Origin of the sequence: Rhodoferax sp. WC2427 (assembly GCF_040822085.1) — a bacterium.
GTDB lineage: Bacteria > Pseudomonadota > Gammaproteobacteria > Burkholderiales > Burkholderiaceae_C > Rhodoferax_B.
Window position 1 is genome coordinate 1,468,386 of the sequence record NZ_CP162006.1, and the last position, 26,317, is coordinate 1,494,702.

The 26,317-nt window shown below is 65.2% G+C and carries 28 protein-coding genes; 10 read left to right on the forward strand and 18 right to left on the reverse strand.

Annotation, left to right across the window (positions count from 1 at the left end):
* Window positions 1-8 precede the first annotated feature (8 nt).
* The gene (locus tag AB3G31_RS07035; RefSeq protein WP_367849478.1) at window positions 9-872 is read right to left on the reverse strand and encodes a TIM barrel protein; all 864 of its coding nucleotides are present in this window, start codon (window positions 870-872) and stop codon (window positions 9-11) included.
* Window positions 873-1,133: 261 nt separating this feature from the next.
* Here AB3G31_RS07035 and iolG point away from each other — a divergent pair, with 261 nt between their 5' ends.
* The 3 genes from iolG to AB3G31_RS07050 all read left to right on the forward strand — a co-directional run bounded on the left by iolG (window position 1,134) and on the right by AB3G31_RS07050 (window position 4,522).
* Entirely contained in the window at window positions 1,134-2,129 is a 996-nt protein-coding gene (gene iolG / locus AB3G31_RS07040; protein WP_367849479.1) for an inositol 2-dehydrogenase, read from the forward strand.
* A 3-nt stretch (window positions 2,130-2,132) separates the two neighbouring features.
* Window positions 2,133-3,167 carry a Gfo/Idh/MocA family oxidoreductase gene (locus AB3G31_RS07045; RefSeq protein ID WP_367849480.1) on the forward strand — a complete coding sequence of 345 codons (1,035 nt, stop codon included), beginning with the start codon at window positions 2,133-2,135 and terminating at the stop codon, window positions 3,165-3,167.
* A 242-nt stretch (window positions 3,168-3,409) separates the two neighbouring features.
* Window positions 3,410-4,522, forward strand: a complete 1,113-nt coding sequence (locus tag AB3G31_RS07050; protein ID WP_367849481.1) for a two-component system response regulator — start codon at window positions 3,410-3,412, stop codon at window positions 4,520-4,522.
* Window positions 4,523-4,535: 13 nt separating this feature from the next.
* Here AB3G31_RS07050 and AB3G31_RS07055 read toward each other — a convergent pair whose 3' ends face one another.
* Entirely contained in the window at window positions 4,536-5,474 is a 939-nt protein-coding gene (locus AB3G31_RS07055) for an inositol monophosphatase family protein (RefSeq protein ID WP_367849482.1), read from the reverse strand.
* An 85-nt stretch (window positions 5,475-5,559) separates the two neighbouring features.
* Here AB3G31_RS07055 and AB3G31_RS07060 point away from each other — a divergent pair, with 85 nt between their 5' ends.
* A complete protein-coding gene (locus AB3G31_RS07060) occupies window positions 5,560-6,363 on the forward strand; it encodes an RNA methyltransferase (RefSeq protein ID WP_367849483.1) in 804 nt (267 codons plus the stop codon).
* 9 nt (window positions 6,364-6,372) lie between these two features.
* Window positions 6,373-7,146 (forward strand): serine O-acetyltransferase, encoded by a 774-nt coding sequence (cysE, locus tag AB3G31_RS07065; RefSeq protein ID WP_367849484.1) that lies wholly within the window; start codon window positions 6,373-6,375, stop codon window positions 7,144-7,146.
* Here the strand turns inward: cysE and creD are convergent.
* The 3 genes from creD to creB form a co-directional block, all read right to left on the reverse strand.
* On the reverse strand, window positions 7,124-8,542 hold the full coding sequence (gene creD, locus AB3G31_RS07070; protein WP_367849485.1) for a cell envelope integrity protein CreD: 1,419 nt from the start codon (window positions 8,540-8,542) through the stop codon (window positions 7,124-7,126). The two genes, cysE and creD, sit on opposite strands and share 23 nt — an antisense overlap.
* Window positions 8,543-8,623: 81 nt before the next feature.
* On the reverse strand, window positions 8,624-10,024 hold the full coding sequence (gene creC / locus AB3G31_RS07075) for a two-component system sensor histidine kinase CreC (protein ID WP_367849486.1): 1,401 nt from the start codon (window positions 10,022-10,024) through the stop codon (window positions 8,624-8,626).
* A gap of 2 nt (window positions 10,025-10,026) precedes the next feature.
* Entirely contained in the window at window positions 10,027-10,719 is a 693-nt protein-coding gene (gene creB / locus AB3G31_RS07080) for a two-component system response regulator CreB (protein WP_367849487.1), read from the reverse strand.
* A 41-nt stretch (window positions 10,720-10,760) separates the two neighbouring features.
* On the opposite strand from creB, the gene AB3G31_RS07085 reads away from it, so the two are divergent.
* On the forward strand, window positions 10,761-11,360 hold the full coding sequence (locus AB3G31_RS07085; RefSeq protein WP_367849489.1) for a Uma2 family endonuclease: 600 nt from the start codon (window positions 10,761-10,763) through the stop codon (window positions 11,358-11,360).
* Between the two features lie 69 nt (window positions 11,361-11,429).
* Here AB3G31_RS07085 and AB3G31_RS07090 read toward each other — a convergent pair whose 3' ends face one another.
* From AB3G31_RS07090 to yjgA, 4 genes are all read right to left on the reverse strand, one after another.
* Complete coding sequence (locus AB3G31_RS07090; RefSeq protein WP_367849490.1) at window positions 11,430-12,263, reverse strand: PhzF family phenazine biosynthesis protein; 834 nt, start codon at window positions 12,261-12,263, stop codon at window positions 11,430-11,432.
* Window positions 12,264-12,273: 10 nt separating this feature from the next.
* Window positions 12,274-13,254 (reverse strand): hypothetical protein, encoded by a 981-nt coding sequence (locus tag AB3G31_RS07095; protein ID WP_367849491.1) that lies wholly within the window; start codon window positions 13,252-13,254, stop codon window positions 12,274-12,276.
* 65 nt (window positions 13,255-13,319) lie between these two features.
* Window positions 13,320-13,904: a molybdopterin adenylyltransferase gene (gene mog / locus AB3G31_RS07100; protein ID WP_367849492.1), complete on the reverse strand. Its 585-nt coding sequence runs from the start codon at window positions 13,902-13,904 to the stop codon at window positions 13,320-13,322.
* Entirely contained in the window at window positions 13,901-14,545 is a 645-nt protein-coding gene (yjgA, locus tag AB3G31_RS07105; RefSeq protein WP_367849493.1) for a ribosome biogenesis factor YjgA, read from the reverse strand. Before yjgA ends, mog begins: the two co-directional genes overlap by 4 nt.
* 88 nt (window positions 14,546-14,633) lie before the next feature.
* Between yjgA and pmbA the strand changes: the two genes are divergently transcribed.
* Entirely contained in the window at window positions 14,634-16,025 is a 1,392-nt protein-coding gene (pmbA, locus tag AB3G31_RS07110; protein WP_367849494.1) for a metalloprotease PmbA, read from the forward strand.
* A gap of 98 nt (window positions 16,026-16,123) precedes the next feature.
* Here the strand turns inward: pmbA and AB3G31_RS07115 are convergent, their stop codons facing one another.
* Genes AB3G31_RS07115 through AB3G31_RS07130 form a run of 4 tightly spaced genes read right to left on the reverse strand, consistent with a single transcriptional unit; the run spans window position 16,124 to window position 19,454 of the window.
* Window positions 16,124-17,143 (reverse strand): TRAP transporter substrate-binding protein, encoded by a 1,020-nt coding sequence (locus AB3G31_RS07115; RefSeq protein ID WP_367849495.1) that lies wholly within the window; start codon window positions 17,141-17,143, stop codon window positions 16,124-16,126.
* 25 nt (window positions 17,144-17,168) lie between these two features.
* A complete protein-coding gene (locus tag AB3G31_RS07120) occupies window positions 17,169-18,461 on the reverse strand; it encodes a TRAP transporter large permease (protein ID WP_367849496.1) in 1,293 nt (430 codons plus the stop codon).
* Between the two features lie 5 nt (window positions 18,462-18,466).
* On the reverse strand, window positions 18,467-18,976 hold the full coding sequence (locus tag AB3G31_RS07125; RefSeq protein WP_367849497.1) for a TRAP transporter small permease subunit: 510 nt from the start codon (window positions 18,974-18,976) through the stop codon (window positions 18,467-18,469).
* Window positions 18,963-19,454, reverse strand: coding sequence for a gluconokinase (locus tag AB3G31_RS07130; RefSeq protein WP_367850306.1), 492 nt, complete (start codon window positions 19,452-19,454; stop codon window positions 18,963-18,965). The genes AB3G31_RS07125 and AB3G31_RS07130 overlap by 14 nt, the downstream gene beginning before the upstream one ends.
* On the opposite strand from AB3G31_RS07130, the gene AB3G31_RS07135 reads away from it, so the two are divergent.
* The gene (locus AB3G31_RS07135; protein WP_367850408.1) at window positions 19,453-19,680 is read left to right on the forward strand and encodes a hypothetical protein; all 228 of its coding nucleotides are present in this window, start codon (window positions 19,453-19,455) and stop codon (window positions 19,678-19,680) included. The two genes, AB3G31_RS07130 and AB3G31_RS07135, sit on opposite strands and share 2 nt — an antisense overlap.
* A gap of 17 nt (window positions 19,681-19,697) precedes the next feature.
* Complete coding sequence (locus AB3G31_RS07140) at window positions 19,698-20,732, forward strand: substrate-binding domain-containing protein (protein ID WP_367849498.1); 1,035 nt, start codon at window positions 19,698-19,700, stop codon at window positions 20,730-20,732.
* A 125-nt stretch (window positions 20,733-20,857) separates the two neighbouring features.
* Here the strand turns inward: AB3G31_RS07140 and AB3G31_RS07145 are convergent, their stop codons facing one another.
* The 5 genes from AB3G31_RS07145 to AB3G31_RS07165 form a co-directional block, all read right to left on the reverse strand.
* Window positions 20,858-22,519: a DUF6600 domain-containing protein gene (locus tag AB3G31_RS07145; protein WP_367849499.1), complete on the reverse strand. Its 1,662-nt coding sequence runs from the start codon at window positions 22,517-22,519 to the stop codon at window positions 20,858-20,860.
* A 57-nt stretch (window positions 22,520-22,576) separates the two neighbouring features.
* The gene (locus AB3G31_RS07150) at window positions 22,577-23,038 is read right to left on the reverse strand and encodes a GatB/YqeY domain-containing protein (RefSeq protein WP_367849500.1); all 462 of its coding nucleotides are present in this window, start codon (window positions 23,036-23,038) and stop codon (window positions 22,577-22,579) included.
* Window positions 23,039-23,203: 165 nt separating this feature from the next.
* A complete protein-coding gene (rpsU, locus tag AB3G31_RS07155; RefSeq protein WP_092756237.1) occupies window positions 23,204-23,416 on the reverse strand; it encodes a 30S ribosomal protein S21 in 213 nt (70 codons plus the stop codon).
* Between the two features lie 130 nt (window positions 23,417-23,546).
* The gene (locus tag AB3G31_RS07160; RefSeq protein WP_367849501.1) at window positions 23,547-24,320 is read right to left on the reverse strand and encodes a phosphate/phosphite/phosphonate ABC transporter substrate-binding protein; all 774 of its coding nucleotides are present in this window, start codon (window positions 24,318-24,320) and stop codon (window positions 23,547-23,549) included.
* Between the two features lie 15 nt (window positions 24,321-24,335).
* Window positions 24,336-25,271, reverse strand: coding sequence for a fatty acid desaturase (locus AB3G31_RS07165; protein ID WP_367849502.1), 936 nt, complete (start codon window positions 25,269-25,271; stop codon window positions 24,336-24,338).
* 236 nt (window positions 25,272-25,507) lie between these two features.
* On the opposite strand from AB3G31_RS07165, the gene AB3G31_RS07170 reads away from it, so the two are divergent.
* Window positions 25,508-26,281, forward strand: a complete 774-nt coding sequence (locus tag AB3G31_RS07170) for a transporter substrate-binding domain-containing protein (RefSeq protein ID WP_367849503.1) — start codon at window positions 25,508-25,510, stop codon at window positions 26,279-26,281.
* The last annotated feature ends 36 nt before the right edge of the window (window positions 26,282-26,317 follow it).

Consider the following 26,317-nt stretch of genomic DNA (forward strand, 5'->3'; position numbering starts at 1 on the left):
ACTGTAAGTCAGGCGGGCTGTGCTTCTTTCTGGCGCGCTGCGGCCACCGCTTGCGCCAGGTAGGCCATGCTGGACGCCAGTTGCTGCGCGATCTCGGCTTCAGACGCGGCGGCGATTTCTTCGGCGAAGGGCTCGAACGACACAAAGCCGGTGTAGCCCGCATCCAGCAGGGTGCCGAGCTGGGCGGCGTTGCCCAGGCGGTCGGCCTGGCCGACCAGCACGCGGTGGCTATCGCGCATTTGGGAGGGAGCGAGGGCGGTGTCTTCCACGCCGGAAATATGGACCAGGCCGGTGTGCTCGGGGAAGAACAGCCCTTCGCCGGCCAGGTGGTGGTGGAAGGTGTCGTGCACCAGTTGGAAGGTGCCGCCGCCGCCCATCTCGTCGATGGCGCGCACGGCCTGCGACTTGCGGCGCACGGCGCATTCTTCAAAACCCAGCGGTTCGACCAGGCCGACCAGACCGGCCTTGTCCAGCAGGGGTTTGAGTTGGGTCAGGGCATTGACCAGGTCGAGGTGGCGCTGGTCCGGCGTGCGCTGGTCGCGCAGGTCGTTGGTGGGGCACAGCACCAGGGCTTCGGCACCGCAGGCCACGGCGTAGGCAATCATGTCCTGGGCTTCCTGCAGGCGCTTGGCATCGAACTGCTCGAAGCGCTGCAGCGCGTTGATGGAGCGGATGGTCAGGCCCTGCGCTTGGGCGGCGGCACCGATGTCGGCGGCCTTGGCACCGTTGACCATTTCCGCCTCGGGCAGGTCGTTGCGGATTTCGATGGCAGCCACGCCCAGGCGATGGGCCATGGCGGCAAAGGCGGCGAAGGGGATGCGCGGTGCGCTGATGCGGTTGATGGAAAAAGGGATGGCGGTGGTGGTGGTCATGGGGGGGTGTCTCCGGGAAGAAATGGGACTTGTCGGTGGGCTTGTCTGGCCGCCACTGTAGACAAACCGCACCGGGTTCGCAGCCGGTTTTTTGACCATTTATGGTCATTTCTAAGGGTTTACCTTGAAGTTAAATTCGAATTTATATTTTTTTGGAAAATAATTTTCGTTTGTCGAAAATCCCCGTATAGTCCGGCATCTTGGTTCCCGCCGTTGCCCTGTTCAGGCGGATTTTTTCTGTTGTCTTCCCTGGTAAACCTTATGAAAAACGTTGCTGTATTCGGTGCCGGTCGCATTGGCCGCATCCACTCCTCCAATATCGCGGCACTGCCTGGCGTCAAGCTGCAGGCCGTGTGCGACCCGGTGCCCGCCGCCGCCGCCGACCTGGCGCAGCAACTGGGCGCCCAGGTGTCCAGCATCGAAGCCGTGCTGGCCGACAAGAGCATTGACGCGGTGGCGATCTGCTCGTCCACCGCCACCCACAGCGACCTGATTACCCGCGCTGCCGCCGCTGGCAAGCACATTTTTTGCGAAAAGCCGGTGGATTTGTCGGTGCCGCGCGCCGTGGCCTGCGCCGAAGCGGTCAAGGCCGCCGGTGTGGCCTGCATGATCGGCTTCCAGCGCCGTTTCGACCCCACCTTCAATGATGCCAGCCGCCGCCTGGCCGCTGGTGACATCGGCAAGCCCGAGATGCTGATCATCACCAGCCGCGACCCCGGCGCGCCCCCGGCCGACTACATCAAGGCCTCTGGCGGCATCTTCCGTGACATGCTGATCCACGACCTGGACGTGTTCCGCTGGATCCTGTGCGCCGACGGCGACGAAGCCGTCTGGCTAAGCGCCACCGGCTCGGTGCTGACCGACCCCGCCATTACCGCCCTGGGCGACGTGGACAGCACCGCCGTCACCATCCGCACCCAGTCGGGCCGCCTGTGCCAGATCAACACCAGCCGCCGCGCCGCCTACGGCTACGACCAGCGCTTTGAAGTGCTGGGCTCGGGCGGCCTGCTGCAATGCGGCAACCAGACCCCATCGGCCGTAGTGCAGTGGGATGCCAATGGCATCCGCGCCGACAAGCCAGAAGCCTTCTTCCTGCAACGCTACGCCGCCGCCTACAAGCTGGAAATCGCGCACTTCTTTGAGTGCCTGCAGACCGGTGCACCGTTCAAAACCACGGTGGCCGATGGCGTGGCGGCCCAGAAGCTGGCCGATGCTGCCGCTGAAAGCTGCAAGAGCGGCCAACCGGTGGTGTTTTAAGCCATGGCTACCGCACAACCTTTGCAGAACTTACGTATTGGCATTGCCGGCCTGGGCCGCCTGGGCCAGCGGCACGCCGAGGCACTGGCTTTCCGCACCCGCCACTGCAGCCTGGTGGCAGCCTGCAGCCCGGTGGCCAGCGAGCGCGCCTTTGCGGGTGAGCAGCTGGGCATCGGACGCCTGTATGAAGACTTCGACGCCTTCATTGCCGACCCGGAGATCGATGTGGTGGTGCTGGTCACCCCCACTTCGCTGCACGCCAACCAGGCGATTGCCGCGCTGGAAGCGGGCAAGCATGTGTTCATCGAGAAACCGCTGGCGCTGAACCTGGCCGACTGCGAGCGCGTGCTGGCCGTGGCCGAAAAGCACCCCCAGCAGGTGGCCATGGTGGGCTTTGTGCGGCGTTTTGACCCCAGTTACCTGGCCGCGCAGGCCAGCGTGGCGGCGGGCGAGATCGGCAAGCCGTTTCTGGTGCGCAGCCAGACCTGCGACCAGAACGACCCCGAAGGCTTCTTCGTGCGCTTTGCGCCCACCTCGGGCGGCATCTTCATGGACTGCAGCGTGCACGACATCGACCTGGCGCGCTGGATGCTGGGCCGCCCCAAGGCCCTGCGTGCGTTTGCCACCGGCACCAATGCGCTGCACCCGGCGCTGGCCGAGTTTGGCGACGTGGATAACGGCCTGGCGGTGGTCGAGTTTGAAGGCGGCGCCAAGGCCGTGCTGTACGCCTCGCGCACCATGGCCCACGGCCACGAAACCAGCACCGAGATCATCGGCACCGCAGGCAAGCTGCTGGTGGGCGAGCACGCCGCGCGCGACCGCATCGTGCGCAGCGACAGCCTGGGTGTGCGCCACGCGGTGCTGGGCGACTTTTACGAGCGTTTCGAGGCCGCCTTTGCCGCCGAGATGGCCGCGTTTGTGGCCGCTTGCCGGGGTGTGCAGCCGCTGACGCTGACCTTGTCGGATGCTCTGGAGGCCACCCGTATCGGGCTGGCGATTGCCCGTTCGCTGCGCAGCGGCATGCCCGAAGCGGTCTGATCGTTTCCAGCCAGCCGACGGGCGGTGGTGCGAGACGAGTGCTCGCACACCGCCCGTCGGCATTGGGCGAGGGACGCGGCAGAACCCCGCATCCCCCTCGGTTGGCCATAGACCGAGAACAAGGGTATGCTGCGTCCCATAAACTATCGATATCCTGAGCTTCCATACGGCGGGCAAGCGGCTTGACGGTGCTTGGTTTTTTTTCACGTTCGTTCGGCAAAAAATACTCTTCGGCACTACCTATGGATCTTCCAAGCACCTTCATTGACAAGCCGGTGGTGACCGTGTTGGTCGTGGATGACACGCCGGACAATTTGTCCCTGATGAGTTCGTTGCTCAAGGACCACTACAAGGTCAAGGTGGCCAACCATGGCGAAAAGGGTTTGCGCATCGCCAATTCGGATGCCCCGCCCGACCTGATCCTGCTCGACATCATGATGCCCGACATGGACGGCTACGAAGTGTGCCGCCGCCTGAAGGCCGAGCCGCGCACCCGCAACATCCCGGTGATTTTTCTGACCGCCAAGTCCGAGGTGGAGGACGAAACCAGGGGCCTGGAGCTGGGCGCAGCCGACTACATCACCAAACCCATCAGCCCATCCATCGTTCTGGCGCGCGTGCATGCACATTTGGCGCTGAAGGCCTCGGCCGACTTTTTGCGCGACAAGAGCGAGTTTCTGGAGCAGGAAGTGGTCAAGCGCACGCAGGAAGTGCATGCCATCCAGGACGTGACCATCATGGCCATGGCCTCGCTGGCCGAAACCCGCGACAACGAAACCGGCAACCACATCCGCCGCACCCAGATGTACGTCAAGCGCCTGGCCGAGCAGCTCAAGGACCACCCCCGGTTTGCCAGCTTTCTGACGGATGCCACGATCGAGCTGCTGTTCAAGTCGGCGCCGCTGCACGACATCGGCAAGATCGGCATTCCGGACAACATTTTGCTCAAGCCCGGCAAGCTGACCCCGGAAGAGTTCGAGATCATGAAGACCCACAGCCGCCTGGGCCGGGATTCGATCGAGGATGCCGAGCGGCGGCTGGGCATGCAGGTGGCTTTTTTGACGCTGGCCAAGGAAATCGCCTACAGCCACCAAGAGAAATGGGACGGTTCAGGCTACCCCGAGGGCTGTGCGGGCGATGCCATCCCGATTTCTGCCCGCCTGATGGCGCTGGCCGATGTGTACGACGCGCTGATCAGCAAGCGCGTCTACAAGCCCGCCTTCAGCCACGAAGAGGCTTGCCGCATCGTGGTGCAGGGCCGGGGCAGCCACTTTGACCCCGACATCCTGGATGCGTTTGTCGCCATAGCGGACGATTTCCAGAAAATCGCCCTGGCCTATAGCGACAACGACTAAGGCGACTGGGCCTTTAGAAGGGCGCGTCTTCGCTCTTGGTGGGTTCTTCGGCTGCGGCGGGCGCAGCTTCTTGTGCCACTTCAATTGCTTCAACCGCTTCGGCGGAAGGTGCCTGGCGCAAGGTGGCTTTTTCGCCTGCGCTGGCAAACTTGCTGTACTTGCCCAGCACCGACACCAGTTGGCCGTACACGCGCGGATTGCCGGCCATGCACTCTTTTTGTTCCAGAAAGTCGGCTTCGCCGGTGAAGTTGCCCACCAGGCCACCGGCTTCGGTGACCAGCAGCGAGCCCGCGGCCACGTCCCAGGGGTTCAGGCCGGTTTCAAAAAAGCCGTCGGTAAAGCCTGCGGCCACATAGGCCATGTCCAGCGCCGCAGCGCCGGGGCGGCGGATGCCGGCCAGCTTGGGCATCAGGTCGGACATCATGCCCAGGTAGTTCTTGAAATTGTCACCCGGGCGGAACGGGAAGCCGGTGGAGACCAGGCATTCGTTCAGGCGCACGCGCTTGGAGACGCGGATGCGGCGCTCGTTCATGTAGGCGCCACGGCCTTTGGTGGCGGTGAACAGGTCGTTGCGGGTGGGGTCGAATACGACGGCTTGTTCAATCTTGCCCTGCACGGCCAGCGCGATGCTGACGCAGTAGAACGGAAAGCCGTGGATGAAATTGGTGGTGCCGTCGAGCGGGTCGATGATCCACACAAATTCGGAATCTTTGGCGCCAAACTCTGAACCCGATTCTTCCGCCAGGATGCCGTGGCCGGGGTAGGCCGTGGTCAGTGTCTCGATGATCACTTTCTCGGCCGCCTGGTCGACTTCGGTGACGAAATCGTTGATCTGCTTCTGGTTGATACGTACCGCTTCGACATCGAGTGCCGCACGGTTGATGAGCTTGCCAGCTTCGCGGGCGGCCTTGACGGCCACGTTCAGCATCGGGTGTAGGTTGGGTAGCGCCATAGATTTTTAAGAAGAGCAAAAGAAGAGCGGCCGGGCGATGCGGGCAGCGACAATCGTTAGATTTTACCCGCTAGCCCCGTTCTCGATGAAAACCCGTTTTATTCTGATCCAACCCAGCCACGCTGGCAATGTGGGTGCTACTGCCCGCGCCATGAAAGTCATGGGCTTTGACGACCTGGTGCTGGTCAACCCGCGCTGGCCGAATGTGCTGCGGCGGCTGGAAACCATCCAGCGCGCCAGTGGGGCCCTGGACGTGCTCAACAACGCCCGCATCGTCGCCACGCTGGACGAAGCCCTGGATGGCATGGACCACCTGTGCGCCACCGCCATGACCCCGCGCGACTTCGGCCCGCCCACCACCACGCCGCGCCCGCATTTCGAATCGCTATTGAAAAGAGAGCTGCCCACGCTTACGGAATCAGCACCAGAGGCCGATTTGGCATTAAATTTAGCGCATAAACGCCCCGAGGGCATCGCTTTCCTGTTTGGCTGCGAGCGCTTCGGCATGGCCAACGAAGACGTGTACCGCTGCCACGTCGCTTTAAGCATTCCCACCAACCCGCAGTTCGGCTCGCTGAACCTGGCCGCCGCCGTGCAGCTCATCGCCTACGAATGGCGCATGGCCCTGGGCGGCTACGCGGTGGAAGCCGCCACGCAGCCGTCCGCACAGGCCGACGCGCGCCAGGTGGGCGGCATGCTGGCGCACTGGGAGCAGGCGCTGACCGCGCTGGGCTTCCTGGACCCCGCCGCGCCCAAGAAGCTGATGCCGCGCCTGAACCAGCTGTTCAACCGTGCCCAGCCGTTGCAGGAAGAAATCCACATCCTGCGCGGCATCGCCAAAGCCATCACCCAGGCTGCGGACAAAGCGAAACCTGAAACGAACGACTAGACTTCGACCATGTTCTCCCGCCTCCGCTCCGACATCCACTGCATCCTCGACCGCGACCCTGCTGCGCGCAGCACCTGGGAGGTGCTGACCTGCTACCCCGGCCTGCATGCGGTGGTGTTGCACCGCCCGGCCCACTGGTGCTGGCACCACGGCTTCAAGTGGCTGGGGCGTTTCATCTCGCACATTGCGCGGGGGCTGACGGGTATCGAGATCCACCCCGGCGCCAAGCTGGGCGAGCGGGTGTTCTTTGACCACGCCATGGGTGTGGTGGTGGGCGAAACCGCCGAGATCGGCGACGGCTGCACCATCTACCAGGGCGTGACCCTGGGCGGCACCTCGCTGTACAAGGGCACCAAGCGCCACCCCACGCTGGGCCGCGACGTGGTGGTCAGCGCCGGGGCCAAGGTGCTGGGCGGCTTTACCGTGGGCGACGGCGCCAAGATCGGCTCCAACGCGGTGGTGATCAAGCCCGTGCCTGCGGGCGCCACGGCGGTGGGCATCCCGGCCCGCATCATCCTGCCCAAGGACGGTCCGGCGGGCGATGCGGCCATGGCCACACCGCGCTTTTCGGCCTACGGCATCACCCCGGATGGCGACCCCATCGGCGAGGCCATGCGCGGCCTGATCGACAGCGCCTCCAGCCAGGAGCACCAGATTACCCTGCTGTGGGAGGCCATCGAGAAGCTGTCGGCCACCCAGACCACCCCCGACTGCGTGCCCTGCGACGCAGCCCGCACCGAGTGTTTCGAGGCCGAGAAGTTCACCCAGCTGGTGGGCAAGTAACCACGCTCGGGGTGACCCGCAGCAGCGCGTACCAGTCGAGTTTGCGGGTCAGCGCCATCACGCCAGCCAGCACCCCAAACAAGGCCAAAGCACCCACCACCATGGCGGTTTGCTCCAGTTGCAGCAGCACAAACAGCAGGCCATACAGCGCCGCAATCCCTGCGCCAAACGGCAGGCCGCGCCGCCAGCTGTGCAGCATGTGGCTGGCGTAGTAGGCCAGCAGCAGCACGCAGGCACTGGCGGCCAGCGCATAGGCGGTGTTAAACGCCAAATGTTCTGACAGACTCACCAGCAGCAAAAAGAAGATGCTGATGGCCGCGCCCACCAGAAAGTACTGGATGGGGTGCACCCGCAGCCCGCGCATGCACTCAAACAGGCCCACCGCGCAGAAGGTCAGCACAATGAACAGCAGGCCGTATTTGGTCGCCCGGTCGGACAGCGAATAGGTGTTGATCGGGTCGATGAAGCCCAGGCCCAGGGTTTCCACGCAGGCCGAGCCGTGGCGGCTGGCGTCCACGGCGGTGGCGACGGCAGTGGCGTATTCGGCACGGTCGTTGGATGGGGCCATGTCGCCGCTGCACAGTGAGCCCCCGTCCACCACCGCCTGCTGGGCGCTGCTGGCCAGGGCCGAAACGCGCCAGCTGGCTTCGAAACCGTCGTCGCTGATCTTGCGCTCCGACGGCAGGAACTGCCCGTCAAACCGCGGGTGCGGCCAGTTCGACGACAGGCTGATCTGGGTGGCGCTGCCCAGCGGCACGAAGTTCAGTGCCTCGGTGCCCAGCAGTTCCAGCTCCACCTCGGCGCGCAGTGGTGCGCCCAGCGCGGTGTTGGCGGGCAGGCTGGCCTGCACTCCGCGCGGGTAGGCGCTGTGCTGGGTACCGGCCTGCACGGTCTGGGCCTGGCCGTTGATCTGCACTTCGGCCTGGCGGATGCCGCGGGCATCGCTGACCGCCACCATCAGCACCGGCGGGCCGCAGCGCACGGCGGCTCCCGCGTGCCGCGCTTGGCTGCTCAGGCCCTGCAGATCCGTCCACTGGGCCGACAGCTTGGCCTTCAGGGTGAACACCTGGGTAGCGTGCAGGCCACGCGCCCGGGCTTCCACCTGGCTGGTGCTGGCCACGTTCAAATTACTCGGTGCGGCCACCAGGTTGAAGTTGCGCCGCTCCAGCACCGCACCGGTGTCGCCCGTGCGGGTCCATTCCTCGGTACAGGCGCGGTGCACCAGCGGCCCCAGCACCGTCTGGCTGCCCGCCAGGCTGCGGGCCACGCTGTCGACCGCGCTCTGGTGCCGCCCCTGGCGCTCGTGCACCAGGTCGGTAATCTGGGCCAGGCCCAGCAGCAGCAAGACCGCCACCAGCAGCAGCCCGGCAAATTTGCCAAAAATCATTGTTTTCATTGCCCACTCCTTGTTGAAAGCGGCGAGTTTCTGGCCCGACGGTGAGGGGTGCGTGAAGTCTGTGAAGTGGGTGTGAAGAAGCTACGGAAACTGCAGCGTCACCCGCAGGCCGGGGTGGGTGTTGGCGATGTGCAGCGTGCCGCCGTGCAGCGCCATGGTCTGCGCCACGATGGCCAGGCCCAGGCCGGAGCCTTTGGTGTGGCCATCCGGGCGCACGGTGGAGAAGAACTTTTGCCCCAGCTTAGGCAGGGCATAGTCGGGCACGCCGGGGCCGTCGTCCTGCACCACGATGCTGCGGCCCACGGCGGCCAGGGTGGTGCGTCCCCCGGGTGGCGCGAAGGCCGCAGCGTTGTCCAGCAGGTTGGCCAGCGCCAGGGACAGCAGGGCGGGTTCGATGCGCACCACCTCCTGGCTTTTGCTTGCTACCAAGTCAATAGCTAGTGCCGCCCTTTCTGTAAGCGCCAGGGCCACAAAAGATGCCAAAAAATCAGCCAACACCAGGTTCTGTGGCTGGTGCAGTTCCTGGCGCTGCTCCAACCGGCTGAGTTCCAGCAGGCGGTCGACCAGCGACTGCAGGCGCTGGGTTTGCGCCAGGATGTCGGCGGTGAATTCTTGCCGGTCAGCCTCGGGCAGCGGGTCTTGCAGCAGCTCACCCGCACCGCGGATGGCGGCCAGCGGGCTTTTGAGCTCGTGCGTCAGGGCGCGCACATAGGCTTCGATGTAGTCGCGCCCCTCGACGCGCTGGCGCATGGCCTGCATGGCCTGGGCCAGCTCGCCCAGCTCGCCTTGCATGCGCGGCAGCGGCAGCTTTTTGCCCGCCTCCATGGCGTTGGCGTAGCGGCGCAGCTGGCGGATGCTGTGCACCACCCACAGCGTCACCGCCACCCCCACCGCGGCCGACAGGCCCAGCAGCCAAAATCCGCTGACCAGGATCTTGCGCTCGGCCCGGTCGATGAAGGCCTGCACGGTGGCCACCGGTTTGGCCACCGTCAGCACGCCGATCACGCGGCCCTGGTCGGTGACTGGCGCGGCCACGTACAGCACCGAGCTGCGGTCGTCGCGCTGCACCTCGCGGGTGGCGCGGGCGCCGTACTCGCCGCGCAGGGTGCGGGCCACGTCGCGCCATTGCGAATAGTCCTGCCCCAGGGCGGCGTGGGCCGAATCAAACACCACCAGGCCCTTGGCATCGGTGACGTAGACGCGGAAGTCCAGCGACTGCTTGTCCAGCCCCCAGATGCGCGCATCGATGGGCCGCCGGGCGTAGGCCGCCACCTGGGTGGCAAATTGTCCCTGGGCCATGCGTCCGGCGCGCAGGTCGTCGGCGGCCAGCTCGGCCAGGATGTTGGCGGTGTCCACCATCATGTCTTCCATCACCTCGCGCACGCTGGGCTTGACCTCGGCCACGAAAATCCGCAGCACAAAGAACCCCGCCAGCCCGGTGATCAGGAAAAAGCCGAACAGGATGCGGATGCCCAGATGCACGGCTAGCTTTGGGCCGAGATGGAGTAGCCCATGCCCCGGTGTGTGCAGATGGGGTCGCGCTCGGGGGTGATCTGCTGCAGCTTGGCGCGCAGGGTTTTGATGTGCGTGTCCACGGTGCGGTCGGCGCTGTCCGAGTCATGGCCCCACACGGCGGCCAGCAAGGTATCGCGGCTGCGTACCCGGCCCGGCTGGCGCAGCAGCTCGGCCAACAGGCCCAGTTCGCGCCGCGTCAGCGCCAGCGGCTGCCCCTGCCAGGTGGCATGCTGGCTGTCGGTGTCCAGCGTGAAGCCGGTGGGTGGTGGCGCTGCCACCGCCGGAGCTGCGGCGCGGCGCAGCAGCCCGCGCACCCGCGCCACCAGCTCGCGGGGGCTGAACGGTTTGGTCACATAGTCATCCGCCCCCAGCTCCAGCCCGACCACGCGGTCGATCTCTTCGCCGTGCGCGCTCAGCACCAACACCGGCAGGTGCTGCAGCGCCGGGGTGGCACGCACATGGCGGCACACGTCCAGCCCCGAGCCGTCGGGCAGGCCGATGTCCAGCACCAAGACCTCCGGCGCTGCCTTGGCCAGTTGCCGCAGCGCATCCGCCACCAGCAGGCAATGCGTCACCCGCAGCCCCGCGCGCTCCAGGGCGTAGACCACGGTTTTGGCGATGGCCGGGTCGTCTTCTAGCAGGAGGATGTGGGGTGGGGGCATGGGCGCGTAGATTAGGCGATGAGCGGCTAGGATAAGGCATGGTGAACACCCCATTTCCCCAACCCTGTGATGCCGCGACCTACCTGGCGTGGGAGGCGAGCCAGACCGAACGGCACGAGTTGTACCAGGGCTTGATTCGCTTGCGGCCAGGGGCCACGGCTAACCACAACACGGTGTGCGGCAACCTCGTTGTGGCTTTGCGCCAGCAGCTTGAAGGCTCGGACCACCGGGTGTTTGCGATCGATTTGCGCGTGCATGTTCCGTCGCTGAACGCGTATCTGTACCCCGATGTGATGGTGGACGGCACCGCACCCAACCATCGAAACGGGCGGTCTTTGCTGGCCAGTACCCCCGTGCTGGTCGTTGAGGTGCTGTCCGACAGCACCGCCACCTGGGACCGGGGCGGCAAGTTCGCGGCCTACCGGCAACTGCCCAGCCTGCAAGAGTACGTGTTGATCGATCCGCAAGCCCGCACGGTGGAGCTGTACCGGCGCAACGCGGCCCAGCGGTTTGAGCTCTATGCCTGGGATGCCCGCAACCCCGGGCCTTGTGAGTTCGCCAGCGTGGGGCTGCAGTGGCCGCTGGAGGATGTGTTTGAGGGCGTGGTGATGGAGCCACCCACTGATGTAGTCGCTGCCTGAAAACTACAAGCCTTTTAGGCCGCCTGTGCTTATTCCATAAGCGCAAGCAGCTCTTTTTTCAATAGCAAACTAGTCCGCCATCAGCCGCGCCGTGCCCGACACGCGCACCGAGCTGCCCGGCGTGTCCGACAGCTCGGCCCGCAGCAGCGAGCGCATGCCCATGTCTTCGCCCTGCACCACGTCGATACGGCCGCCGTGCGGCCAGTCGATGTCGCGCAGATAGCCGGCCAGGGCGGCGGTGGCGGCGCCGGTGGCCGGGTCTTCCAGCACGCCGCCGGACGCAAAGGCGTTGCGGGTGTGCAGGCGCTGGGCGGATTCGGCAAATACCAGCACGATGGTGGTCAGGCCTGCACCGCGCATCAGGCGGCGGCCCGCGGCCAGGTCGTAGTGCATGGCGGCCAGGGCCGAGCGGGTTTTCAGTGCCAGCACCAGGTGGTCGGCGCCGCCATGGGCCAGGGCGGGTGGAATGCGTGGGTCCAGCTGGTGGGGCGTGTAGCCGAACAAGGCCAGTGCGGCCGCCACCAGCGCCGCCGGGGCGGGCTGGCTATGGGTGGGTGGGGACTGCAGCGCGGCTGCCACGGTGGCACCTTCCTGGTGGCCTTCGACGGTGATCTGGGCGTGGTTCAGCGTCAATGCAAACACGCCGTCGCCGTGCTGCAGCGCCAGGGCCGCACCGAGCGCAACCGTGGCGTGGCCGCAGAAGGCGACTTCGCTCTCGGGCGAGAAGTAGCGCACGCGCCAGCCGCCAGCCACCGGCGTGGCAAATACGGTTTCTGAAAAGCCCACTTGGGCGGCGATGCGCTGCATGTCGGCATCGGGCGGCAGTGCGTCGGCCACCACCACACCGGCCGGGTTGCCACCGGTGGGGCCATCGGAGAAGGCAGCAATTTTCTGGATAGACATGGGGTCCTTTCTACCGCAGGCTGGCCACGTGGGGGACCAGCGATGCCAGGTTTACAAAGCTGAGTTCGTGCAGGGCCGACAGCCCGGCGGTGTGCGCGTCGCTGAGCTGGGCGGCACACAGGATAACGCGGTTGCGGTCCAGGCCCAGGCGTTGGCGCAGGCGCAGGCTGGGCTCGATGTCGCTGCGGACTTCGCCGGTTTTGCAGGCGATGCAAATGGGGGCCCGGCCTTGCGGCAGGATGAGCACGTCCAGCGGGTGCAAGTCGCCGTCGGCCCACACCAGCGTGGCCCCGCGCGCGCAGGCGAGGCCTGGCGCCTGGTCCTTGAACAGGTCCTGCAGCCTCAAAAACACCAGCCGTTGCAGCCAGCCGCCGTCAAAGAACTGGTGGATGGCCTGGGAGGGGCGCAGCGTCAGGCCGATGCATTTCTCGGGTTTTTGGAGGTGGTAGCGCGCAAAGAAGCTGCGCTCGTACAGCCTTTGGCACAGGGCGGTGATGGCCTGTACATCGTGGGCGGGTAGACCACCCAGCTCCAGGCGCACCAAGGTGTGGCTGTTGCGGTACGCATAGGCGATGCGCTCGATCAGCTCGGCGAAAAGGCTGAACTGTGCGCCGATCTGGCGTGCCGCACCGTCAAAGAAGCCGTGCATATCGACGTGGGCGGGCTCAAAGCGGACCCCGATCTGCCGTTCGGCAAACCAGGCGGTGAGCGGGGCGGTCTGCCGGTTGTCCATGCCGATGCGCGCAGCGGCCAGGGGTGGGGTTGGTTTGTACGGCGTGGCCGGGGCCGGGGGCTCTGGCGCTTCGGGCGCCTTACGGCCTTTGTTTTCGCGCAGCGCGGCAAAGTAGCGCTCCAGCAGCTTTTCCACATAAAACACCGTACCGTAGACCATGGAGGGCGTGCCGCATTGGGCGCAGCCGACTTTTTCGCCTACCGGGGTGGAAGTGTCTTCCGCCACCAAGCTGCACTGCTTGCATCGGTAAATTGGCATGGCGGGTTAGCTATAAATTTGAGAGCTGTTCGTGCTGATGGTATAAGCGCAAGGGCCTGTTTTGGTTATATTTTGGGTGCCCGCACTGCCGACTTGGGCCGAAACGCCTTGCACACCGCGTCATCGGTTTCCAGGTACGGCCCGCCGATCAAATCGATGCAGTAGGGCACGGCGGCAAAGATGCCGGGCACGCCGCGCGCGGGCAGGCCCTCCAGCGTCTCGGCAATGGCCTTGGGCTGGCCCGGCAGGTTCAGCACCAGGGCCTGGTCGCGCACCACGGCGGTTTGGCGCGACAGGATGGCGGTAGGCACAAACTGCAGGCTGATCTGGCGCATCTGTTCGCCAAAGCCTGGCAGCTCTTTGTGGGCCACGGCCAGGGTGGCCTCGGGGGTCACGTCGCGCAGGGCCGGGCCGGTGCCGCCGGTGGTCAGCACCAGGCTGCAACCGGCATCGATCAGTTCGACCAGCGTGGCGCTGATGACGGCCTGCTCGTCGGGGATCAGGCGAGGGAGGAATTCAATCGGGTTCTTGAGTGCGCGCGCCAGCCAGTCTTGCAGGGCGGGCAGGCCCTTGTCTTCGTAGACACCGCTGCTGGCCCGGTCGCTGACCGAGACGATGCCGATCTTGACGGGATCGAACGCTGTGCTCATTCTTCTGTCTCTTCTATCGTTCCGTCGTTGAGCGGGCCGTCGGTGTCGGCCAGTTGCTCGCGCACCAGCTGGAAGATGTCGCGGTAGGCGCGGCCATGGCGGGGCAGAGCGCCGGGCTTTTCGGGCACCAGGTCTTTGCGGGCCTGGCGGACCAGGGCGCGCAGCTGCTGGGTGTCGGTGCGCGGGAACTCGGCGATCCACTCGCCGACGGCATCGTCTTCGGCAATCAGGCGGTTGCGCCAGGTTTCGGCCTTGTGCAGGGCCAGGTTTTCCTGTGCCGAGCCCGAGTGCTGGATCTTCAGCGCACCGCGGATTTCTTCGAGCTTTTCGGGCTCTTGCTTGCGCATCAGTTTGCCAATGAACTGCATCTGGCGGCGCTTGCCTTCGAAGTTGGTGATGCGCTTGGCTTCCAGCACGGCATCAAACAGCTTCTCGGTGAGTTGCAGCTTGGTGAGCAGGTCCAGGCGCAGTGTCAGCAGGCTTTCGCCCAGGGCTTGCAGCTCGTCACTTTCCTTTTTGAGGTCGGTGCGGCTGGAGGCATCGGTGCCCTTGAGTTCGGCTTTGAGCTGGATATCCAGTTCGCTACCTTCGGCGACGAATTTGCCGTGGACGTAGTAGCCTTTGGTGAGTTTGCGTGACATGCTTTGAGTGTGTTGTGCGCGCGGTGCGCGGGGTATCCGATGGGGGTGCAGCAGGGGAGGCTGCGTGGCAAGTATCATAGCCGCCAACATGAAAAAACCTGATTCCACCGTCCCTCACGCCCATACCAGCCCTGCCAGCGGCTTCGCCTACAGCCGCCCCTTCTTCGAAGAGCTGGTCGACAGCGCCCTGGCGCATGCCAAAAAGCTGGGCGCCACCAACGCCGGGGCCGAGGCTTCCGAGGGCTGCGGCCTGAGCGTTTCGGTGCGCAAGGGCGCGCTGGAAACGGTGGAGCGCAACCGCGACAAGTCGCTCGGTATCACGGTCTATGTGGGCAAGCGCCGGGGCAACGCCAGCACCTCCGATTTCTCCAAGGCCGCCATCCAGCAAACCGTGAAGGCGGCCTACGACATTGCGCGTTTCACCGCCGAAGACCCGTTCGCCGGTTTGCCCGATGCCAAGAACATCGCCAAGCGCCAGGTCGATCTAGACCTGTTCCACCCCTGGGCCATCACCAGCGAAGACGCCGCCCAGATCGCCATGGAATGCGAGGCCGCGGCCCTGCAAACCAGCAAGCTCATCACCAACAGCGAAGGCGCGGGCGTGTCGGCCCAGCAGTCGCATTTCTTCAGCGCCCATACCAACGGTTTTCGCGGCGGCTACGCCAGTTCGCGCCACTCCTTGTCGGTGGCCCCCATCGCGGGCAAGGGCAGCGGCATGCAGCGCGACTCCTGGTACAGCTCGATGCGCAGCGCCGACGATCTGGCCTCGCCGCAGGCCGTGGGCCGCTATGCCGCCCAGCGCGCCCTGAGCCGCCTGAAGTCGCGCAAGATCCCCACGGTGCAATGCCCGGTGCTGTTCGAGTCGCCCTTGGCGGCCGGGCTGCTGGGGGGCTTTGTGCAGGCGGTGAGCGGCGGTGCGCTGTACCGCAAGAGCACCTTTTTGCTGGATTCGATGGGCAAACAGATATTTCCCAAGCACATCCAGCTGCTGGAAGACCCGTTTGTGAAGCGCGGCAAAGGCAGCTCGCCGTTTGACGACGAGGGCGTGCGCGTCAAGGCCCGCACCGTGGTGGACGCAGGCCGCGTCGAAGGCTATTTCCTCAGCAGCTATTCGGCCCGCAAGCTGGGCATGCAAACCACCGGCAACGCAGGCGGCTCGCACAACCTGGTGCTGAGTTCCAGCCGCACCCGCCCCGGTGACGACCTGGATGCCATGTTGAAGAAGCTGGGTACCGGCCTGTTTGTCATCGAGCTGATGGGCCAGGGCGTGAACTACGTGACCGGCGACTACTCGCGCGGTGCCAGCGGCTTCTGGGTGGAAAACGGCGAAATCGCCTTCCCCGTAGAAGAAATCACCATCGCCGGCAACCTGAAAGACATGTTCAAGGGCATCCAGGCCGTGGGTGCCGATACCTACAACTATGGCGCCAAAACCGTGGGGTCCATCCTCATCAACAAGATGAAGGTGGCGGGCAGCTAGTTTTTAAGGCTTTTAAGCCCCTGGCGCTTATTCCTTCAGCGCAACCAGCTATAAATAATAGAGCTGGTTGCGCTTTTTGCTTTGGGGCTGGATCCGGCTTACTTGCCGCGCTTTTTGGCCAATTCGGCCTGCGTTTCCTGCCACAACTCCATGCCCACATTGGTCGCAACCTGGGCGTTGATCTTGGTGAGCTTGTCGCGCATGCGGGCGGTCTCGGCGGGGGCGAGTTCGTTGATCTGCATGCCCTTGGCTTTCAGGTCGGCCAGGGCCTTGGCGGCTTCATCGCGGGTGTCCTTGCGCTCGAAGTCGCGGCTGGCTTTGGCCGCATCGAGCAGCACTTTTTGCTCGTCCTTGCTTAAGGTCTCCCACCACTTTTTGCTGGCCAGCACGATCCAGGGGCTGTAGACGTGGTTGGTCACGCTGAGGTACTTTTGCACTTCATAGAACTTGCTGGAGACGATGGTGTTGAACGGGTTTTCCTGGCCGTCCACGGTCTTGGTTTCCAGGGCGCTGAAGAGTTCGCTGAAGGGCAGGGGGATGGCGTTGGCACCCAGCGACTTGAAGCTGTTGAGGAACACTTCGTTCTGCATCACCCGCAGTTTCACGCCGTCCATGTCTTCCAGCTTGGTGATGGGGCGCTTGTTGTTGGTCAGGTTGCGAAAGCCGTTTTCCAAGTAGACCAGGCCGACCAGGCCTTTTTCCTGCAGCTTGGCCATGACCTTCTGGCCGATGGGGCCGTCCAGCACCGCGTCGGCTTCGGCGGCATTGTTGAACAGGAAGGGCGTGTCCCACAGGGCCATTTCCTTGGTGATGCCGACCAGGGTGGCGGTGGAGCCAACCATCATCTCCTGCGCGCCGCCCACCAGGGCCTGCTGCATCTGGGTGTCCGGACCAAGGGCGGCGGCACCGATGGCGCGCAGCTTCATCTTGCCGCCCGAGGCTTTGTCGACCGCGTCGGCAAACACCTTGGACGCGCGGCCCTGGTTGCTTTGCTCGTTCAGGCCGTAGCCAAAGCGGATCAGGCGGGGTTTGATGTCCTGGGCCAGGGCATGGGTGGCGGCACCCAGGCTGAGGGCGGCCAAAGTGGCCAGGGCGGTGCGGCGAAGTACGTTTTGCATGGTGTCTCCTAGAGGGGGTAAAAAATTAACGCATCCACGCCACGGGCGCGATGACGATCTGCGGGAAGATGACGAACAAAATCAGGATCAGCGTGTAGGTGATGAGGAAGGGGTTCACGCCCTTGATCACTGTGTGCATGGGCAGGCGGCCCACCCCGGCAATCACGTTGAGCACCGTGCCCACCGGCGGGGTGATCAGGCCGATGGCGCCGTTGAGCACAAACATCAGGCCGAAGTACACCGGGTCGATACCGGCCTTCACGGCGATGGGCAGCATCACCGGGGCGAAGATCAGGATGGTGGGGGTCAGGTCGAGCGCGGTGCCGATCAGCACCAGCACCACCATCATCACCGCCATCAGCAGGCGCGGGCTGTCCACCAGCGGGCCGAGCCAGTTCGACAGGGTGCTGGGCAGGTCGGCCAGGGTGATCATGTAGCTGGCCACGGCGGCCCCGGCGCACAGGAACATCACCACCGAGGTGGTCTTGGCGGCCCGCACCAGCACGGCATACAGCTCGGGCACACGCATTTCGCGGTGGATGAACAGGGCCACGATGAGGGCGTAGAAGGCGGCCACCACGGCGGCTTCGGTGGGAGTGAAGAAGCCGGTCTTCATGCCGCCGATGATGATGATGGGCATCAGCAGCGCCCAAAAGGCTTTGCCAGTGGCGCGCACGCGCTCGGCCAGGGGTAGCGGCTGGCCCATGGGCAGGTCGATCTTGCGCAGCACCAGTTTCCAGGCCACGATCAGGCCCAGGCCCATGATCAGGCCGGGCACGATGCCCGAGACAAACAGGGCCGAAATCGAGGTGTTGGTGGTCACGCCGTAGATCACAAACGGCATCGACGGCGGGATGATGGGCGCGATGATGCCGCCCGCAGCCAGCAGCCCGGCCGATGCGGGCAGCGGGTAGCCGTTGTTGCGCATCATGGGCAGAAGGATGGTGGCGAGCGCGGCGGTATCGGCCAGGGCCGAGCCGCTCATGCTGGCCATCAGCACCGCAGCACCAATCGCCACATAGCCCAGCCCGCCGCGGATGTGGCCCACCCAGGCCTGCGCCATGGCGATGATGCGGCGGCTGATGCCACCCGAGTTCATCAGCTCACCCGCCAGGATGAAAAACGGCACGGCCAGCAGTGGAAAGCTGTCCACCCCGGCCACCAGGTTTTGCGCCAGCAGCTGGGTGTCCCAAAACCCCAGGACCCAGGCCATGCCGGCCCCGGTAAGGACCAGCGCCAGCGCCATGTTCATGCCAATGCCCATCAGCAGCAACATGCCCGCTGAGAAAACGACAAATGCTTGACCTTCTGCGGACATAGCGATTACTCCATCTCGACGCTGTGACCGAGGTCCAGCGTCTGGTTGCGAACCAGCTCCCACAACGCCATCAGTCCGATGGCGGCAGAGCACAAAAAGGCGGGCAGGGGCAGCAGGGCACTGGAATAGCCCAGCACCACCGAATGGCTGCCCAGGCCCACCACCACCTGTAGCCAGGCGCCCCAGGCCAGAAAGCCGCAACCCAGCACCACCAGCACGCGGATCAGCACCGCCATGGCGGTGAGCATGGCGGGCTTGTCGCGCAGGGCCAGCAGCAGGCTGGTGAAGGCCATGTGCTCGCCCATCGGGTAGGCGGCGGTGGCACCGATGAACACCATCCACACAAACAGTAGGCGCGAGAGTTCCTCGCTGGCGGCCACGCCACTGCCAAAGCCGTAGCGCAGCACCACGTTGACGAACACCGACGAGGCCATGACGGCCAGGCACAGGGCCATGGCCGCATTGGCCAGGCGCACCAGTTTGGGCGGGACGGGAGGGGTTTCAGAGGCTTGCATCGGGGGTCTCCTGCGTCCAGCGGACGGCGTGGGGGGTGAGGGTGGCCAGGGTCTGGGTGGCGTCCAGCGTCAGCACGCCGGGCTCGCCCTGGGGGTCTTCCAGCGTGGCGAACTGGCTATCGACCAGATTCGCCTGGAAGTAGTGGCCGCCCGCGCGCTGCGCCACGCGGGTGCGGGCGGCATCGATGCGGAGGGCCAGGTGCACAAAGCGCAGGCCGGGCAGGGCCGCACGCAGCTGGTCGCGGTAGGCCTTTTTCAAGGCCGAGCAGGTCAACACTGCACCACCGGGGTGGCGTTGCAGCTCGGTTCCCAGCAGGGCCAGCCAGCCCACGCGGTCGGCATCGACCAGCGGGATGCCGGCGCGCATTTTTTCCACGTTGGCGGCGGGATGGAAGTCGTCTCCCTCCACCAACGGCCAGCCCAGTGCCTGGGCAACCGCGTGGCCCAAGCTGGATTTGCCACAACCGGCAACGCCCATGACAACCAAAGAAACCATATTGGACAGCGCTATCCCAAGAGGGTTGAAAAATGCAGGCCACCACGTGAACGCAGGGCCTGCGGAAAATCCGGCTTTGCAAGTTGCAAATTTGGACAGCGCTATCCTAAATCCGATGCCGGGCTTTTGCGCTCAGGGTTTTCACCAGCTACCGGCGCTTTTTTGGGGGCTGTTGGAGGCCGTCCAGCCCGGTGACGGGCGTGGTTAGAATCGCGTCAAAATCCCATGGACAGCCCCATCTCCCCCCCATTGCGCCGCCGCGCCACGGGCCGCGCCACCCTTGCCGATGTGGCCGCCGCCGCGGGTGTCAGCGCCATCACGGCCTCCCGGGCACTGCGCGGCGCACGTGCGGTAGACCCGCTGTTGGTGGACCGCGTCCAGGTGGCGGCGCAGCAGCTGGGCTACGTGCCCGACCCCGCCGCCCGCGCACTGGCTTCGGCCCGCAGCACGCATGTAGCGGTGCTGGTGCCGTTGCTGTCCAACGCCCTGTTCGTGGAGCTGCTGGAGGCCGTGCAGAACACCCTGGCCCCGGCGGGCTACCAGACCCTGATGGGTGTCACCCACTACCAGCCCGCCGAAGAGGATGCCCTGCTGCGCAGCTACCTGGCGCACCGCCCGGCGGGCCTGCTGGTCACCGGGCTGGACCGCAGCGATGCTGCCCGCCAGATGATTGCGGCCAGCGGGGTGCCCTGCGTGCACTTGATGGAGATCGCGCCCACCCCCGGGGTGTACGGCGTGGGCTTGTCTCAAATGGACGCGGCACGCACCCTCACCGAGCATTTGCTGCAGCGGGGCCGCCGCCGGATTGCCTACGTGGCGGGCCAGCTCGATCCGCGGGTGATGCAGCGGGCCGAGGGTTACCGCGCGGCCTTGCGTTCGGCCGGTTGCTACGACCCGCAGCTGGAAGTGCTGGACCCCGCGCCCACCTCCATGGCGCAGGGCGGGCGTTTGCTGGAAGCGTTGCTGGCGCGCCACCCTGACGTGGATGCGGTGTTTTTCTGCAACGACGACCTGGCGCAGGGCGGCCTGCTGGCGGCGCTGCGCTTGCAGGTGGCGGTGCCGCAGCGAATAGCCGTGGTGGGCTTCAATGACCTGGCGGGCAGCGACCAGATGCTGCCGCCACTGACCACCATCCGCACGCCACGCGCCGAGATTGGCACCCAGGCCGCCCGCATGCTGCTGGCCCTGATGCGCGGTGAACCAGTACCGCAGAGCACGGTAGACCTCGGTTTTGAACTGGTGGTGCGCGGCAGCAGCTGAATCCAGTTTTGGCGGCTTTTTTCAGGCCTCCAATAGCCGCCTAGCGCTCATTCCATCAGCACGAGCAGCTATCTTTTTCGATGTAAAAAACTATAGCATGCCCAACGGGTGGCAGCGCCGGTGCTTTAGCGGCGATCGGCCGCATCGGGCCGCTGCCCCGGCAAATACAGACGGCGGCGCGGGTCCTCGGGTGCGCCGGGCGGGGCCTCCTGCACCGGGGGCCGCGGCGCAGGGCGGGCTTGCTCCATGCGCTGGCGGTCTTGCTGCTGCTGTTGTTGTTGTTGATGCTGCGCCTGGGCATCGCGCTGCTGCTGCTGGCGGTTTTGCTGGTCGCGCATCTGCTGCTGCAGCGTCAACTGCTGTTGCTGTTGCTGCTGCATCTGTTGTTGCGCGGCCTCGCGCTGGCGCTGCATTTGCTCGCGCTGGGCCTGCTGCTGGCCTTGTTGCTGCAGCATCTGGCTGCGGTTTTGTTCTTGCTGCTGGCGTTCGCGGTCCATCTGCTGCTGGCGCTGCATTTGGGCCCGCTGCTCCAGTTCGGCCTGGTTGCGCGGTGCATCCTGCATGCGCAATTCCGGGCGTGGATGGGGAATGGCCTGTGGCTGTGGCCAGACCGGCTGGGGCGGTGGTTGCACCATGGGCTCTACCCGCATCGGGCCGTTTTCAAAGGGCCGGGCGGGGCGGCCCCAGCCCGGCTGTTGGGGCCGGTTGGCGTCGTTGCTGGGCCGCTGAAACTGCGGGTAGGTCGGCCGCCATGGCTGGCCCGGCGCCAGCGGGAGCCAGTGGCCTTGCGGTGGGGTGCGGCGGTCGTGGTCGAAGCGGTGGGGGCCTTCAAACTGCACCAGGGCGGGCGCGTAACTGGGGCGCTGCTGTATCGGCCCGGGCACCCAGGCCCATTGCGCGCCGATCTGCGCCCAACGACCGTAGTGGAAGGGTGCAAACCCCCAGGGGGCGTTGTCTACCCAGGTCCAGCCCCAGGGCGCGACCCAGCGCCATTGGCCGTTTTGGTAGGGGGCCCATTGGCCCACGGTGACCCGGGGAAACCAGACGGCGCCGTAGGCACTGTCATTGCGCCAGTCGCCATAACCGTCCAGTTGCTGGTAACCGATCACGTCGCGTGACACGAAGCGGGCGCTTTGCGACTGGTCTTCGGCCCGGTCGCGGGCATAGGTCCAGAGATCGAAGTTGTCGCGTTGCAGGTTGGCGTGGATCTCCTCCTGGCCCAGTTGCCGGTCAAAGTAGCGGACCTGCTGCGGGCTGCCCAGGGTGCGGGACGTGCCGTTTTCGCCGTACACCACGGCACTGCCACTGCGCACCGTGACCGCCGTGGTGCCAGCGTTGGGATCGACATCCAGCCGGAACTCGCCGGGCTGGCTGGCGGTGAAGGCCAGGTTCGGGGTGTTGACCTCCAGCGTCTCACCGGGGTAGAGGTTGCGCACGCGCAGCGCCAGTGTGCCCTGGGTCAGGGTGAGGCGGGTGGTGTTGTCGTCCACTTCGCTGATTTCCAGCGCGGTTTGGCCGTTCAGCCGCAAGGCCGTGGAGCCACTGTGCAGCTCGGCGCGTGCGCCAGGGGCGGTTTGCAGCCGGTCGCCGCTGGTCAGGGGGCGGTTGATTTCGACCGGGCCCCACTCTTCGCCACCGGACGGGGCGAAGCTGACCCCGCCTTCCATCAGGCTCAGGCGTGCGACCCGGCCCGGTGGGGCGGCCTGCGCCAGGGCGTGGGTGGCGGTCAGTGCAATGAGCAACGCGCCCAGCAGGTGGGCGGTTTTTTGAAGAAAAGTGGACGGCATGGCATTGGCAGGAGTGAACACTGCTGTTTTAACGCGGTAGCATGCCGTTTGGTTGGCTTACCCTGCCAGTGCGGCTTTCACGGCGGCAGATACCTGGCCCATCTCGGCCTTGCCTGCCAACTGCGCCTTGGCAGCACCCATCAGCTTGCCCATGTCGCCCGCACCCAGTGGGCGGCCCAGCTCGGCCACCATGGCCGCGGCCAGGGTGCGCACCTCGGCGGCCACCTGCTCGGCATCCAGGCGCTGGGGCAGGTATGCAGACAGCACCGTCAGCTCGGCTTTTTCAATGTCGGCCAGGTCGGCACGCTCGGCCTTGGTGAACGCATCGATGGAGTCCTTGCGCTGCTTGATGAGCTTGTCGACGATGGCGACCACGGCCGCGTCGTCCAGCACCACGCGCTCGTCTACCTCTTTTTGCTTGAGTGCGGCCAGCAGCAGGCGCACCGTGCCCAGGCGGACGCTGTCCTTGGCCCGCATGGCGGTTTTCATGTCTTCGGTGATTTGTTCTTTGAGGGACATTGGGTGCTCCTGGGGTGTGGATAGGACTTGCGCGGCGCTGTCTGAGTCGCCCTCTGGGTGTTCCGAGAGTCTTGCGTAAGTCCTGTTATGGATTCTGGAATAGAAAAAGCCCGCCCTGGCGTCCCTGGGCGGGCTTGTCAAACTGCGAACAGTCTGAAAAGGCGCTTAGTACAGCTTCTTAGGCAGCTGCATGGAACGCACGCGCTTGTAGTGGCGCTTGACAGCGGCCGACTTCTTGCGCTTGCGCTCGGTGGTGGGCTTTTCGTAGAACTCGCGCGCACGCAGGTCGGTCAGCAGGCCGAGCTTTTCAATGGTGCGCTTGAAACGGCGCAGAGCGACGTCAAAGGGTTCGTTTTCTTTTACACGGATGGTTGTCATGACAGAAATGGGTTCCGATTTAGGTGCAGGTCTTGTCGAAAGGAAGATCAGGCCGTTGGACGCGACATCTGCGGTGTTCCCCTGCTATTAAATTGATCAGGCAGCAGGGGTTTGCCAGCAAAGCCTTGGATTATAGCCTGTAACCTGCCCGATTTGCGCGTGTTTCCATCTGGATGATCGCCTCATAGTCGGCCAGCGGCAGCTCGGCGAAGTCCTCTATCAGCAGTGCCGCGCGGGCACCGGCCAGCGCCTCGTCGTGCATGGCGTGCTGCAGGGCCTGGCGCAGGGCGAGCAGCACGCCGGGCGGGGTCTGCAAGGAGGTGATCAGCGGCAGGCCCGGGGCCGGTGCGGTGTGGCCACAGACCTGCACGCCGCGCACCGCCTCAGGCTGGTCGCGCTGCAGCAGCGCCAGGGTCACGCAGTCGATGGCGGCCAGGTCGGCCTTGCCACTGCGTACGCTCTCTACCGAGGCGTGGTGCGAACCGGTGGCCACGGCGTTACCAAAGAAGTGGCCGTTGCGCGCCAGCGGGGACACCAGCGCCCGCAGGCTGTTGTAGCCGGATTGCGAATCTTCGGCGTTGTAGGCCACGGTGCGGCCTCGGAAACCGGCCAGCGGCAGCCCGGCATCGGCGCTGCGGCACACCAGCTGGCTGCGGTAGCGCAGGCCGTCGCAACCGGGGGCGGTGTAGCTGAAAGCGCCCACCAGCTGCACCCGCCCGGCCAGTGCGTGGGTCAGGGGGTAGCCGCAGGTTTGGCTCAGCAGCAGTTCGGGGTCCAGCCAGTGCGCCAGCAGGTCGGTGGGCTGGGCCAGCGCGCCGGGGAGGTTCAACTGCGCGGCCACAGATCGCCACAGCGCAGCATTGGCCGCCGACCCGGCCGCGTACATCGGGAAAGAACTCAACATCGGGGTCAGTGCGTTTCAGTGGGTAGGGTGGCTCTTGGGGTGCAGTACCAGGTCTTCGGGCAAGACCGGTGAATCGATCGGCGACAGCGCAAACCGGCGCACCAGATGGCCATAGCCGGGCACCAAAAATCCGCCGTTGCGCCGCAGGTAGCCTGCGCGGTCGGCCAGATAGGTGCGGCGCAGCCGGTACCAGGGCATGGTGGGCGTTTCGTGGTGCACCACGTGGAAGTTGTTGTTCAGGTAGAGCAGGCGCCAGAAGAAACCTGCCTCGTTGATGGCAATGCGGTGCGCCGGGCGGTCGGCTGGGCGGTGTTCGTACAGCGAGCGCAGCATGGCCAGACCCAGTGCCGGGTAGGTGATGAGCAGGTAGTGCAGCGGATGGATACCGGCCCAGTGCTGCAAAGCCCACAGCATGCCCGCCAGCAGCAGCAGGTGTTCGGCCCAGCTGGCGGTTTGCGACCAGTCGCCGCGCAGCGGCTTGCGCACGATATCGGCCCAGGTGGGCACGATGGCCAGCGCCGGGCCCACCACCAGGCGGCCCAGCACCGAACGCTGCCAGCGCCAGCAGACCTTTTGCCAGGCGGGCAGGGCGGCAAACTGGGCGGCGGTGAGGTAGTTGCTTTCGGGGTCGATGCCGGGGCGGGTCAGGTGCTCGTCCTGGTGGTGGACCAGGTGGCTGTGCAGGTACAGGTCAAACGGGTACCACACGGCCAGCGGGGCCAGACCCAGCAGGCGGTTGATTTTGGGCGATGCCGTGGGGTGGCCGTGCACCAGTTCGTGCTGCAGGCTCATGTACCAGCAGGTCAGCAGCAGCAGCGCGGCACTGCCCCAGGCGCTGCCGAGCACCGACCAGTAGCCCACCACCAGGCCCCAACCCAGGTACACACAAGCCACCAAAAGCCAGGTCGGCCATTCAAAGCCGTGGGATGCTGTGTCGGGGGGGCGGGTCATGGGATGGGTACTTGTATATGGTGGTATGGACAGGTGATCCTAATGGACTTTACCCAGATTGCGCAACTGAATAATGCACATATGCATATTCAATGCCACGCATGGCAACCCCCATGTATGCAAAACAATGCCCGCGTGCTTTTGGTTACCGTGGCCCTGGCTAGAATGTTTGGCCAGGTTGCCTGTACAAGTGCGGCAGCCCTGCTTTTCAACCGTTCCCCTCCAAAAGGTATTCCATGCTGAAAAAAATCTGCGCCGTGGCACTGTGCTTCGGTCTGGCCCATGCGGCCCTGGCCGACGATCTGCTCGACACCATCAAGTCCAAAGGCGTGGTGAAGATCGCCATGGAGGGCACCTACCCGCCGTTCAACTTCAAGGATGCCAAGACCGGCGCCCTGCAGGGCTTTGACGTGGACATCTCCAACGCCATTGCCGCCAAGCTGGGCGTGAAGCCCGAGTTTGTGGCCACCGAGTGGGCCACCATCCTGGCCGGCCTGCAGGTCGGCAAGTACGACATGGTGGTGTCGCAGGTCACCATGACCGAAAAGCGCGCGCTGGAATTTGACTTCTCGGTGCCCTACACCGTGTCGTTCGCGCAAATCATCCTGCGCAAGGACGATAAGGCCGAATACGCCAACCTGGACGCCCTCAAGGGCAAGAAGGTCGGCGCGGGCCAGGGCAGCATTTACGCCGAAACCCTGGGCAAGGTCGGCGGTATCGATGTCAAGACCTACACATCGGCGCCGCTGAACCTGCAGGATCTCGCCAATGGCCGCATCGACGCCGCGCTGAACGACCGCCTGCTGGTGCCCTACATGATCCAGGAAGCCAAGCTGCCCCTGCGCCCCTCCACTGTGCTGCTGGACAACCCGCAAAAGCAGGGCATTGCCTTCCGCAAGGGCAGCCCCAAGCTGAAAGACGCGCTGGACAAGGCCCTGGGCGAGTTGGTCAAGGACGGCAGCTACGCCAAGATCTCCATGAAGTGGTTTGGTGTGGACGCATCCAAGTAAGTCTTTCCAAATAGTCCACAATGCGCCCGCCCACCA

Coding starts and splice junctions, on each gene's coding strand:
- AB3G31_RS07035 (WP_367849478.1), bottom strand. CDS start 872: ATGACCACCACCACCGCCATCCCTTTTTCCATCAACCGCATCAGCGCA.
- iolG (WP_367849479.1), top strand. CDS start 1,134: ATGAAAAACGTTGCTGTATTCGGTGCCGGTCGCATTGGCCGCATCCAC.
- AB3G31_RS07045 (WP_367849480.1), top strand. CDS start 2,133: ATGGCTACCGCACAACCTTTGCAGAACTTACGTATTGGCATTGCCGGC.
- AB3G31_RS07050 (WP_367849481.1), top strand. CDS start 3,410: ATGGATCTTCCAAGCACCTTCATTGACAAGCCGGTGGTGACCGTGTTG.
- AB3G31_RS07055 (WP_367849482.1), bottom strand. CDS start 5,474: ATGGCGCTACCCAACCTACACCCGATGCTGAACGTGGCCGTCAAGGCC.
- AB3G31_RS07060 (WP_367849483.1), top strand. CDS start 5,560: ATGAAAACCCGTTTTATTCTGATCCAACCCAGCCACGCTGGCAATGTG.
- cysE (WP_367849484.1), top strand. CDS start 6,373: ATGTTCTCCCGCCTCCGCTCCGACATCCACTGCATCCTCGACCGCGAC.
- creD (WP_367849485.1), bottom strand. CDS start 8,542: ATGAAAACAATGATTTTTGGCAAATTTGCCGGGCTGCTGCTGGTGGCG.
- creB (WP_367849487.1), bottom strand. CDS start 10,719: ATGCCCCCACCCCACATCCTCCTGCTAGAAGACGACCCGGCCATCGCC.
- AB3G31_RS07090 (WP_367849490.1), bottom strand. CDS start 12,263: ATGTCTATCCAGAAAATTGCTGCCTTCTCCGATGGCCCCACCGGTGGC.
- AB3G31_RS07095 (WP_367849491.1), bottom strand. CDS start 13,254: ATGCCAATTTACCGATGCAAGCAGTGCAGCTTGGTGGCGGAAGACACT.
- mog (WP_367849492.1), bottom strand. CDS start 13,904: ATGAGCACAGCGTTCGATCCCGTCAAGATCGGCATCGTCTCGGTCAGC.
- yjgA (WP_367849493.1), bottom strand. CDS start 14,545: ATGTCACGCAAACTCACCAAAGGCTACTACGTCCACGGCAAATTCGTC.
- pmbA (WP_367849494.1), top strand. CDS start 14,634: ATGAAAAAACCTGATTCCACCGTCCCTCACGCCCATACCAGCCCTGCC.
- AB3G31_RS07115 (WP_367849495.1), bottom strand. CDS start 17,143: ATGCAAAACGTACTTCGCCGCACCGCCCTGGCCACTTTGGCCGCCCTC.
- AB3G31_RS07120 (WP_367849496.1), bottom strand. CDS start 18,461: ATGTCCGCAGAAGGTCAAGCATTTGTCGTTTTCTCAGCGGGCATGTTG.
- AB3G31_RS07125 (WP_367849497.1), bottom strand. CDS start 18,976: ATGCAAGCCTCTGAAACCCCTCCCGTCCCGCCCAAACTGGTGCGCCTG.
- AB3G31_RS07135 (WP_367850408.1), top strand. CDS start 19,453: ATGACAACCAAAGAAACCATATTGGACAGCGCTATCCCAAGAGGGTTG.
- AB3G31_RS07130 (WP_367850306.1), bottom strand. CDS start 19,454: ATGGGCGTTGCCGGTTGTGGCAAATCCAGCTTGGGCCACGCGGTTGCC.
- AB3G31_RS07140 (WP_367849498.1), top strand. CDS start 19,698: ATGGACAGCCCCATCTCCCCCCCATTGCGCCGCCGCGCCACGGGCCGC.
- AB3G31_RS07145 (WP_367849499.1), bottom strand. CDS start 22,519: ATGCCGTCCACTTTTCTTCAAAAAACCGCCCACCTGCTGGGCGCGTTG.
- AB3G31_RS07150 (WP_367849500.1), bottom strand. CDS start 23,038: ATGTCCCTCAAAGAACAAATCACCGAAGACATGAAAACCGCCATGCGG.
- rpsU (WP_092756237.1), bottom strand. CDS start 23,416: ATGACAACCATCCGTGTAAAAGAAAACGAACCCTTTGACGTCGCTCTG.
- AB3G31_RS07160 (WP_367849501.1), bottom strand. CDS start 24,320: ATGTTGAGTTCTTTCCCGATGTACGCGGCCGGGTCGGCGGCCAATGCT.
- AB3G31_RS07165 (WP_367849502.1), bottom strand. CDS start 25,271: ATGACCCGCCCCCCCGACACAGCATCCCACGGCTTTGAATGGCCGACC.
- AB3G31_RS07170 (WP_367849503.1), top strand. CDS start 25,508: ATGCTGAAAAAAATCTGCGCCGTGGCACTGTGCTTCGGTCTGGCCCAT.